Origin of the sequence: Actinosynnema sp. NPDC020468 (assembly GCF_040642015.1) — a bacterium.
Taxonomy (GTDB): Bacteria; Actinomycetota; Actinomycetes; order Mycobacteriales; family Pseudonocardiaceae; genus Actinosynnema.
Genome location: NZ_JBFAEO010000009.1, coordinates 1 through 10,582, shown reverse-complemented (window position 1 = coordinate 10,582; position 10,582 = coordinate 1). Strand labels below are relative to the sequence as shown.

The 10,582-nt window shown below is 73.0% G+C and carries 9 protein-coding genes; 5 read left to right on the top strand and 4 right to left on the bottom strand.

Annotation, left to right across the window (positions count from 1 at the left end; all coding sequences use genetic code 11):
• Positions 1-1,552, bottom strand: a 1,552-nt coding sequence (locus AB0G50_RS09505; protein ID WP_360104353.1) for a HEAT repeat domain-containing protein, incomplete at its 3' end; no start/stop codon positions are given.
• A gap of 550 nt (positions 1,553-2,102) precedes the next feature.
• On the opposite strand from AB0G50_RS09505, the gene AB0G50_RS09500 reads away from it, so the two are divergent.
• Entirely contained in the window at positions 2,103-2,696 is a 594-nt protein-coding gene (locus AB0G50_RS09500; protein WP_360104350.1) for a hypothetical protein, read from the top strand.
• Positions 2,697-2,706: 10 nt separating this feature from the next.
• On the opposite strand, the gene AB0G50_RS09495 is transcribed toward AB0G50_RS09500, so the two are convergent.
• A complete protein-coding gene (locus AB0G50_RS09495) occupies positions 2,707-4,302 on the bottom strand; it encodes a LamG domain-containing protein (protein ID WP_360104347.1) in 1,596 nt (531 codons plus the stop codon).
• 230 nt (positions 4,303-4,532) lie between these two features.
• Here AB0G50_RS09495 and AB0G50_RS09490 point away from each other — a divergent pair, with 230 nt between their 5' ends.
• Positions 4,533-4,937, top strand: a complete 405-nt coding sequence (locus AB0G50_RS09490; RefSeq protein WP_360104344.1) for a nitroreductase family deazaflavin-dependent oxidoreductase — start codon at positions 4,533-4,535, stop codon at positions 4,935-4,937.
• 59 nt (positions 4,938-4,996) lie between these two features.
• Here AB0G50_RS09490 and AB0G50_RS09485 read toward each other — a convergent pair whose 3' ends face one another.
• Positions 4,997-5,641, bottom strand: coding sequence for a response regulator transcription factor (locus AB0G50_RS09485; RefSeq protein WP_360104342.1), 645 nt, complete (start codon positions 5,639-5,641; stop codon positions 4,997-4,999).
• Positions 5,629-6,828 carry a sensor histidine kinase gene (locus AB0G50_RS09480; protein ID WP_360104339.1) on the bottom strand — a complete coding sequence of 400 codons (1,200 nt, stop codon included), beginning with the start codon at positions 6,826-6,828 and terminating at the stop codon, positions 5,629-5,631. Before AB0G50_RS09480 ends, AB0G50_RS09485 begins: the two co-directional genes overlap by 13 nt.
• A 113-nt stretch (positions 6,829-6,941) precedes the next feature.
• On the opposite strand from AB0G50_RS09480, the gene AB0G50_RS09475 reads away from it, so the two are divergent.
• The 3 genes from AB0G50_RS09475 (at position 6,942) to AB0G50_RS09465 (ending at position 10,491) form a co-directional block, all read left to right on the top strand.
• Complete coding sequence (locus AB0G50_RS09475; protein ID WP_360104336.1) at positions 6,942-7,685, top strand: ABC transporter ATP-binding protein; 744 nt, start codon at positions 6,942-6,944, stop codon at positions 7,683-7,685.
• Positions 7,686-7,690: 5 nt separating this feature from the next.
• A complete protein-coding gene (locus AB0G50_RS09470) occupies positions 7,691-10,252 on the top strand; it encodes an FtsX-like permease family protein (RefSeq protein WP_360104333.1) in 2,562 nt (853 codons plus the stop codon).
• A gap of 71 nt (positions 10,253-10,323) precedes the next feature.
• Complete coding sequence (locus AB0G50_RS09465) at positions 10,324-10,491, top strand: hypothetical protein (RefSeq protein ID WP_360104330.1); 168 nt, start codon at positions 10,324-10,326, stop codon at positions 10,489-10,491.
• Positions 10,492-10,582 lie beyond the last annotated feature (91 nt).

Genomic DNA, 10,582 nt, shown 5'->3' with positions numbered 1-10,582 from the left:
ACCCCAGGGCCTTCGCGGCCGAACCACGAACACTTCCCTCCACGTCACCGGCCAACGCGACCGTCAACGTGTCCACCGCGCCGGGATCACCGACGAGCCCGAGCGCGTTCGCCGCCGAACCACGCACACTCGAGCCCTCGTCACCGGCCAACGCGACCATCAACGCCGGCGCTGTGCCCAGCGACCCGATGCGCCCCAACGCGTTCGCGGACGCGCCGCGGACCGAGGCGTCCGCGTCGTCCGCCATCACCGTCAGCAGAACCCCGACGTCCGGCTCACCGCCGTAGGTGCCGAGCCAGTTCGCGCTGCGCCGGCGTGCGGCCGGGTCGGCCTTGGTCCGGATCCACGCCTGCCGGTCCGCGGCCATGTCCTCGTTCCGCTCGGGTCGCTTGGACGTCGACTCCTTCCTGTTGCGCTGGTGGACCCGCCGCAGGCGCTGGAGCCGCTGGGCGTCCAGCGAGCCGTTCCACAGCGCGGCGAAGACGGCGTCCGCCAACCCCGGGTCCTCGGCGGTGAGCACCCGTTGGACGCCGCGTTGGAAGCCGTCGCGCAGCACCGACGGCGGCACGCTCGCCAGCGCGGCGGTGAGGCGGTCCCGGATTTGGCGGCCCGCGGTGAAGCACCGGCCGAGGTGGCGCCACAGCGTCCCCCGCGCCTCGTCGCCCAGCACGCCCCGGTTCGCCATGAGGACGTCCACCAGCAGCTCGGGGGGCAACGGCCGGTCGTCCTCGGCGAGCAGGCCGAGCACGGCGCCGTCCGGGTCGGCCTGGAGCCCGACCCAGTCGCCGAGGCACTGGTCGAGGTAGCCGGGGTCGAGCACCACCGGTGGCGGCGTGGTCCGCTGCCACGCGAGGGCGAGGCCGAAGTCCACGAAGGCCGGGTGCATGAGGCCGTACTGGCCCTCCGCCGGGTCACCGACCGGCTCCACCATCTGCGTGTCGAGGAACGCCTTCACCGTGTGGGCGATCTCCTCCCGGTCGTCCCACACCCGACCGAGCAGCGCCTCCACGTCCCGGACGAGGAAGTCCGCGTTCCCCTTGCCCGTGGTGATCGCGGCCAGCGCCGCCGCGCACAGCGCCGCCTCCATGCCGAGCCCGCGCTTCGCGGCGTTCCGCTCCCCCCGGCCGAACCCGAACCTGCCCTCGCCGGCCGGCCGCACCACCGTCTCCCGCAGCAGGTCCGCGCGACTTCGCGGGATCCTCCGGTCCGTGCCGGACGGGGTGCCGAGCAGCCAGTCGGTCAGCAGCGACAGCATGAACGGGTTCGACGCGACGCCCAGCATGTCGCCCGACCTGATCTCGGCCAACGCCTCGGTCGCCGACCCGTCGCGCATGCCGAGGTAGGTCTCGATGTCCTGCTCGTCCAGCGGTTCGATGGAGATCGTCTCGACATCGCGCAGGATCGTCCGGTCCAGGTCCTCGACCTCGTCGCGGGAGGTGGCCACCACCGTGAAGTCGTGCGACCCCGCCACCAGCTGCCAGACGAACTTCCACTCGGGCGTGCCCTCGAACTCGCGCCCCAATTCGTTCAACCCGTCGACCAGGAAAACCACCCGGTGTTTCTTGACGTGTGCTTTCCACAACTTCTCGTCGACACCGGACGGGCGTAATTGCCGGGCGAATTCCTTGACGTCCAGACCGCGCACGTCCCACTGCCGGATCATGCGGTTGTCGACAATCGCGCACGGGGTCTCGCGATCCAGCAGCGCGATCGCGCACTGCACCACGGCGGTGCTCTTGCCGGTGCCCGCGCCGCCGATCACCAGCCACGTCCTCGGCCTCGGCTCGTGCTTCGCCCGGTGGTTCGGCAACTGGTCGAGGAGCGCGTCGAACCGAAGGCGATCCCCGGAATCGTCCGCAGAATTGCGGGCGCGGAAAGTGGGACGAAGGTAGTGCTCGACTGTTCTGGCCACCAACCTGTCGCGCACCACGCTGTACGGCGAACCGCTCATCCGTCCCCTGTGCCCGTTCCACTCCGACGAACGTGATCTAAGCTACCACGCGCCAAGCCGGTGAAATGGGTTCTCGCCCCGGTCGGCACCGAGGGCACGCCGTCGGCGTCGGACCGCCGGCCGGGGGTGTTCGGGTCGAGGAGGGGGAAGCATGGCGGAGGGTGACATCACCGTCGCGAAGCTGCTGACGCTGGAGTACGAGCGGCTGAAGGAAGAGCAGAAAACCCGCATCGGGTTCCGCGACAACCTCGTGTACGCGACCCTGGCGTCGATGGCGGCGGTGATCGCGGCGACGTTGAGCGCGCGCGGGCAGGCGAACCTGGCACTACTGCTGCCGCCGGTGGCGCTGCTGCTCGGCTGGACCTACCTGGTCAACGACGAGAAGATCTCGGCCGCCGGCCGGTACATCCGCACCGAACTCGCCCCTCGCCTGGCCGCCGACCTCCCACCCGGCACGCCCGTGTTCGGGTGGGAGTCCTTCCACCGCGGCGACCGCCGCCGGCGTACCCGCAAGGTGCTCCAACTGGCCGTGGACCTCGGGATGTTCTGCGTCGCGCCCGCGGCGGCCCTGGTCGTGTTCTGGGCGTCGAGCCCGCGCTCCGCCGCCTACCTGACGATCTCCGTCGTGGAGGGGCTCGCCGTCCTCGGCCTGGCCGTGCACCTGGTGCTGTACGCGGACCTGACCCGGCACCGGGACGAGGACGGCGTGGCGAGCGCCCCGGACGCACCGGGGCCCGCCGCCTAGTGCCCGCCCGTCAATGGGTCGTGGCCAACCAGAGTTGGCGCAGCGGGGTGACGGGGACGAGGCCCGAGTAGAGGCGGACGTCGTCCACGTCGCCCGACCACGGGGTCGACGGGCTGCCCGCGGTGGTGGCGCGGCCCAGGAGGAGAGCGCCGGTCGACGGGGCGGTGACGACGCCGGTTCCCGGCGTCCCCACGAACCCGCGCTGTTCGGCGCCGTCCACGAACAGGGTGACGCGGCCGGTGCCGGCCTCGTACCGGACCGCCAGGTGGGTCCAGTCGTTCGTGCGCAGCGGGAAGTGCGACGTGGCCGACGCCGGGCCCGACGGGGTCGGCACGGAGAAGGTCCACCGGTTCGCCGCGCAGCCCAGGGTGAACGGCGAGTTCGTGTCGTCCAGGGACAGCGCGGTGCGCGCGGTGGTGGCGCAGTCGGGCACGCGGACCCACGCCACGAGGGTGAACGAGCCGTCGGTGCGGAAGAGCGGCGGGTGGGGGCCGGTGGCCGCGCCCGCGGCGTCGAAGTGGAGCCACCTGTCGGCGTTGTCCGGGCCGGTCGACGTCAGCGACGCGTCGCCGGTCAGGGTGGCGGACCCGGCCGACACCTCGTCCGTCGTCGTGGTGCCGGTGCCCTCGTCCAGGCTGTAGTGCGCGCGGAGCACCGGCAGGGTCGCGGTGGCGGCCGCTTCGGTGGTGCCGAGCGCGCGGTCCCAGAGCCGGGCTTGGTCGAGGGCTCCCGTGAAGGACGCCGCCAGGGTCAGGGTGGCGGGGGTGAGCACGGCGGGCAGCGACTGTTGGCGTACGCCGTCCACCCACAGGGTCAGGTCGGTGCCGTCGTAGGTCAGCAGCAGGTGGGTCCACTGGCCCGCCTGCGGGGCGGCGGTGGAGAGGGCTCGGGTCGAGGGGCTCGTTTCGGCGGCCCAGCGGTGGTCCTCCGGGCGGTACGCCAAGGTCACGCCGTTCAGGGACGCCGCGGTGAAGCGGGTGGTCAGTGCGTCCGGGCGGGTCCACAGGGCCAGCGAGAAGCCGGACGACGTGGCCGGGACCGGGGCCGGGGCGGTCGCGGTGGCGGTGCCGTCGGCGAGGAGGGCGTTGCCGGTGTAGCCCGGGGTGGAGGTCGCGCCGCCGGACAGGGTCAGCGGGGCGCCGGCGGTGCCGGTGTCGACGGCCGTGGAGCCCGAGGTTTCCTCGAATTCCCACACCGACAGGGGAAGGGACGGCTCGGCCACCAGGAACTGGTAGGCGGTCGGGTCCGAGGGCGTGCCCGTGCTGTCGTAGGCCGCGACGTAGAGGGTCACGACGCCGGCGGCGGGCGGGGCGATCGACACCGTCACGACACCGTCGGGTGAGGTCACCGGGACCGGGTGCTCGGTCGGGGTGCCGGCGAACGACCAGCCGTAGCCGGACACGTCCGGGCCGCCCGGCGCGAACGTGAACGTACCGGCGCGACCGGGGCCGCCGTGGAAGCCCGAGGTCGGGTAGTCGGTCGAGGTCACGACCGGGCTCGCCGTGTCGGCGAAGGCCGCGGGCGTCGCGGTGGACCCGAAGGCCACCACGAGGACCGCGACGAGAAGGCGCAGGACGACGACCCGCCCGCGAACGCGTGCGCGCATGGATTCGGCACTCCCCCCGAAGTCTGCCGAGGCCTGACCGGCCCCCACGCCGACACTATGACCGTTTTCCCCCGGATCGGGCACTCTGCCGTTCGGATCAACTACGAAGCGTGACCAGCCGGGGAGTCCACAGTGGAACGGCGTCGGCGTCCCGCGCCACGGCGACCGGCCGGAGGGCGGAATACGATCAGGGGGTCTGGTGGACGCACAACGAGGAGGGCACCACCGCGATGTCGGACTTCAACGAGAAGATCGCCGCCGAGTTCCGGGCCAACGAGGGCGTGGTCGGCGGTCCGTTCGAGGGGCGCAACCTGCTCCTGCTGACCACGATCGGCGCGAAGAGCGGCGAGGAGCGGCTCTCGCCGCTGGTGTACACGCGTGACGGCGACCGGTACGTGATCGCCGCGTCCTACGCCGGCGCGCCGAAGAACCCCGCGTGGTTCCACAACCTGGTGGCCAACCCGAAGGTCGTGGTCGAGGTCGGCACCGAGAAGTTCGAGGCGACCGCGTCGGTGGTCGAGGACCGCGCCGAGCGCGACCGGCTGTACGCGGGCATGGTCGAGCACGCCGAGGGCTTCGCCGCCTACGAGACCAAGACCGACCGGCTGATCCCGGTGATCGTGCTCCAGCGCTGACCGGCACCGCCCGACTTCGCACCGCCGGGTGACCGGGTGGTGCGAAGTCGAGGAGGCCACTACCGGTTCAGGTACGCCAGCACGGCCAGCACGCGGCGGTGGCCCGCCTCGTCGGCGGGCAGGTCGAGCTTGGTGAAGATGTTGCGGATGTGCTTGTGCACGGCGCCTTCGCTCACCACGAGCAGTTCGGCGATGGTGGTGTTGTTGTGGCCCTCGGCCATCAGGCCGAGCACCTCCCGCTCCCGCGCGCTCAGCGTGTCCAGCGGGTCGGACACCCGGCGCAGCGCGAGCAGCTGGGAGATCACCTCGGGGTCCATCGCGGTGCCGCCCTGGGCGACCCGGCGCAGCGCGTCCAGGAACCGCTCGACCTTGCCGACGCGCTCCTTGAGCAGGTAGCCGACGCCGCCCGCGCCGTCGGTCAGCAACTCGGTGGCGTAGCTGTGCTCCACGTGCGCCGACAGCACGAGCACCGGCAGCCCGGGGTGCAGCCGCCTGGCCGCGACCGCCGCGCGCAGCCCCTCGTCCCGAAAGGACGGTGGCAGCCGGACGTCCATGATCACCGCGTCCGGCCGGTCGGCGGCGACCACCGACAGGAAGTCGTCGGCGTTGTCCACGGCGGCGACCACCTCGACGCCCGACGTGCTGAGCAGGAGCACGAGCCCCTCCCGCAGCAGGGCGTCGTCCTCGGCGATCACGACCCGCATGGCAGCTCCACTCGCAACACGGTCGGCCCACCGGGTGGGCTGGTCAGGGTCATGGTCCCGTCGAAGGCCGCGACGCGGCGGCGGATGCCCGCCAACCCGCTGCCCCGGCGTTCGTCCGCGCCGCCGCGGCCGTCGTCCTCCACGACGATCGACAGGGTGTCCGCGGTGCCGGCCAGCGTCACCGACACCCGGGACGCCTCGGCGTGCTTCGTCACGTTGGTCAGCATCTCGGCGACCACGAAGTACGCCGCCGCCTCCACCGCGGCGGGCCGCCGGCCGATGTTCGCGCGGTGCAGCTCGCACGGCACGGCGCTGTAGGCGGCGAGCGCCTCGACCGCGCCGTCCAGCCCGCGGTCGGACAGCAGCGGCGGGTAGATGCCGCGCACCACCTCGCGCAGCTCGGCCAGCGCGTCGGTCGCGGTGTCCTGCGCCTTGCGGATCAACGACAACGAGGTCTCCGGGTCGCGCTCGTGCAGCTGGTCCGCGATGCCGAGCTGCATCACCACCGCCGCGATCCGGGCCTGCGCGCCGTCGTGCAGGTCGCGCTCGATCCGGCTCAGCTCCGCGCCGTGCGCCTCCAGGGCGGCGGCGCGGGAGGCGGACAGCTCGGCGACCCGGTCGGTCAGCACGGCGCCCTCGGGCGCGGCGAGCAACGCCTTCGCGATGCCGACCTGCCACCGGGCGATCGTCGGCAACCACAGCGAGAGCACGAGGAAGCAGACACCGATGAGGGCCGCGGCCCACGCCGTCGGCACCGAGTCCACCACCAGCGCCACCGGCGTCTGCACGCCGCCGGGCGCCAGCCGCCACACCGCGGCCATCACCAGCAGCTGGAGGCCGTCGCCAGGCAGGCCCAGCGCGATCGTGCCGAACAGCAGCCCGGTGACGCCGTGCGTGGCGAGCCACGCGAGGTCGCGCCGGGTCGCCGGGTCCTTGAGCACCGAGCCCGACCGGTACGGCTCCGGTATCGGCGTGTTCGACGCGCGGGCGGCGCGGCGGCGCTCGAAGCCCGCCTGCCACCGGACGACGCGGACCGCGTAGGGCAGCGACGGGATGCCGACGCCCACCGCGCAGAACGCCAGCAGTGCCACCAGCACGAAGGTGGTGACCAGCGCCACGATCGCCGTGCCCAGGCCGACGACCAGGTACAGCCAGGCCCTCCCGCAGGATCGCAGCAGCGTCTTCACGGTGCGATTGTGCCTCAGCGGAGAACCCCCGGCGCACAGGTGGTGCTGGCGCTACCCCCGTTCGCCCCCGTACGGGATCGAACGCGGACGCCGCCGAACCTAGCGTTCTCCCCATGGAAACGTTGACGAGGACCTACGCCTTGACCCTGGAAGGCGTGCGCAAGGTGTACGGCTCGGGCGACGGCGCGGTCACCGCGCTGGACGGGGTCTCCGTCGGCTTGGCACGAGGCAGCTTCACCGCCGTGATGGGACCGTCCGGATCGGGCAAGAGCACCTTCCTGCACTGCGCCGCCGGACTGGACCGACCGACCGCGGGCCGGGTGCTGCTGGGCGACACCGACCTGGGCGGTCTCGGCGAGACCAAGCTCACCGAGCTGCGCCGCGGCCGGATCGGGTTCGTGTTCCAGGCGTACAACCTGCTGCCGGCCCTGACCGTGCGGCAGAACATCACGCTCCCGCTGCGCCTCGCGGGCCGCAAGGCCGACCAGCGGTGGTTGAGCGAGATCGTGGAGCGGGTCGGCATCGCGAGCAGGCTCGACCACCGACCGTCCGAACTGTCCGGTGGCCAGCAGCAGCGGGTGGCGATCGCCCGCGCGCTGGTCGGCCGACCCGAGGTGCTGCTGGCCGACGAGCCGACCGGCGCGCTCGACAGCCGCACCGCGCGCCAGGTACTCGAACTGCTGCGGACCCTGGTGGACTCGCTGGGGCAGACCGTGTTGATGGTCACGCACGACCCCGTCGCCGCCTCCGCCGCGCACAGCGTGCTGTTCCTCGCGGACGGCAGGCTCGCGGGCACCCTCTCGCACCCGACGCCCGACCGCGTCGCCGCGCACATGACCCGCCTCGGGGAGTGGTGACCGCGATGTCGTTCCTCGCCTGGCAGACGATCCGGACCCGGCTCAGCGGGTTCGTGGGCGCGTTCATCGCGATCCTGTTCGGCACGGCGCTGGTCGCCGGCTGCGGAATCCTGATGGAGTCCGGCATCCGCGCCGGTGTGCCGACCCAGCGCTACGCGGCCGCGGCCGTGGTGGTCGGCGGCGACCAGAACGTGCGCCCGCCGAACTCCGACGCGCTGACCTTCGCCACGGTGGCCGAGCAGCCCGCGCTCTCCGCGTCGCTGGTCGACAGGATCGCCGCGGTGCCCGGGGTGCGGGTCGCGGTGCCCGAGCAGAGCTTCGCCGCGCACGTGCTCGACGCCGGCGGCCAGGTGGTGGGCGGCAAGCCCTCGCTGGGCCACGGCTGGGAGTCCGCCGCGCTGGCGCCCTTCACCCTGCGCGACGGCCACGAGCCCCAGGGCGACGACCAGGTCGTGCTGGACGCCGAGGTGGCCGCGCGTGCCGGTGTCCACATCGGACAGCAGGTCCGCGTGGTGACCCGGTCGACGCCGCTGACGTTCGAGGTGGTCGGCATCGCGACCACGCCCGCCGGTGACGGGTTCACCCGCCAGTCCTCGCTGTTCTTCAGCACCGCGCGGGCCGCGGCGCTCGCGGAGAACCCCGACCGGGTCAACGCGATCGGCGTGCTGGCCGACCAGGGCGTCGACGCCGACGGGTTGGCCGACCGGGTGGAGGAGGCGCTCGACGGCGAGCACGTGACGGTCGCCTCGGGCATCGGGCGCAGCTCGGTCGAGTTCCTCGACGTGGGCCAAACCCGGGTGATGCTGATGGCGATCTCCGGTTCCTTCGGCGGGTACGCGATGATGGTCGCGATCTTCGTGGTGGCCAGCACGCTCGCGCTCACCATCGGCCAGCGCCGCCGGGAGTTCGCGCTGCTGCGGGCGATCGCGGCCACGCCGCGCCAGATCCGCAAGCTGATCGCGGTCGAGACGATGGCCGTCGCGGTCGTCGCCGGACTCGCGGGCAGCGCGCTCGGCGTCGCGGTCGGCTTCGGGCTGCGGGACGCGTTCGCCGCCATCGGCGTGATCCCGGACGACTTCGCCCTGGCGCTGAGCCCGATCCCGCTCGCCGCGGCGTTCGTGATCGGCCTGCTGTCGGCCAGGTTGGCCGCGTGGTCGGCCGCGCGCCGCCCGTCCTCGATCAACCCGGTCGAGGCGCTGGGCGAGGCCGCGGTGGAGCGCAAGCGGATCGGGCCGGTGCGGACCGGCATCGGCTGGGGGCTCCTGGTGGCCGGCGTCGGGCTGGCCACCGTGCCGCTGTACAGCCACGGCGAGGCCGCGATGGCGATGTCGGTGATGTCGTCGCTGGTGTTCATCATCGGCCTGTCCCTGTTGGGCGGCAAGGTGACCGGGTTCTTCGTCCGGGTCCTCGCGCCGGTGCTGAGCCGGGTGTCCCGGGTCGGCGGCTACCTCGCCGCGCACAACACCCGGGCCAACACCAGGCGACTGGCCGCCGCCGTGACGCCGCTGATGCTCGCGGTCGGCTTCGCGCTGGTGAACTACTACAGCCAGACCACGAGCCAGGCCGCCGTGCAGCGGGAGACCGCGCGGACCACGACCGCGGACTACGTGCTCACCGGCGCGACCGGCGGCGTGCCGCCCGAGGTGGCCCGGGCCGCGCGCCAGGTGCCCGGCGTGTCCGCCGCCAGTTCGCAGGTGCGCACCGTCGTGATGTCCTTCGAGATCCACCAGGACCAGGCCTCGGTGGACCGCTCCCCGGCGCAGGGGGTGACCGGCGACCAGGTGGCCGGAGTGCTGGACCTGGGCGTGACCTCCGGCGACCTGCGCGACCTGACCGGCGACACCGTCGCGCTGAGCGAGGGTCAGGCGGGGTGGCTCGACAAGAAGATCGGCGACGAGGTCGAGTTCGCGTTCGGCGACGGCGCGCCCGCCAAGCTGCGCCTGGTCGCCACCTACGCGCACGACCTGGCGTTCGGCGACTACGTGCTGCCGGCCGACCTGGCCCGCGCGCACACCACGAACCGGGTGGACACCGCGGTGCTGGTCCGGACCGACCCGTCGGCCGACCCGGCCGCCGTGCGCACGGCGCTCGAGGGCCTGGCCGGGACCTACCCGGGCCTGTCCGTGGCCGACGGCGCGAGCCTCGCCGCGCCGGACGACCCGGTCCGGCAGTCGCAGTTCTGGCTGAACCTGGTCGCGGTCGGCGTGATCCTCGGCTACGTCGCGATCTCGGTGGCCAACACGCTGGTGATGAGCACCGCGCAGCGCGGCCGCGAGTTCGCCCTGCTGCGGCTGATCGGCGCGACCCGGCGCCAGGTCGTGCGGATGATGCGGATCGAGGCGGTGGTGACCGTCGGCATCGCGATCCTGCTGGGTTCGCTGCTCGCGGCGCTGCCGCTGGCGATGCTGGGCATCGGCTTCATCGGGAGCCCGGTGCTGGCCGGACCGCTCGCGGTGTACCTCGGGGTCGTCGGCGGCGCCGCGCTGCTCGGGTTCCTCTCGCTCGGCGTGGCCACCCGGGTGAGCCTGCGCGCCAGGCCGATCGACGCCATCGGGTTGCGCGAGTGATGACCGAAGACCGGTGGGACAAGGGAAAGGACGAGGTTGTCGTGCGAGTGGACGAGCAGAGGAGCGGTTCGATGGTGGTGGCCCCGCTGTGGGTGGTGCTGGTGCTGAGCGCGGGTGCGAACGCGATCGCCTCGTTCGCGCACCTGGGTCTGGGGTGGCAGCTCACGGCGGGCGGCGTGTCCACCGTGTGCGCCGTGGCCCTGGCCGCGCACTACGCCCGCAAGCGGCGGGCGCGCTGAGCGCACCGCGTCACAGGAACAGCGCCGCCAGTCCCGCTGGCTGGGACAGCAGGGCCGGCTCACTCACCCGATGGTGCTGCGCGACGGTGGC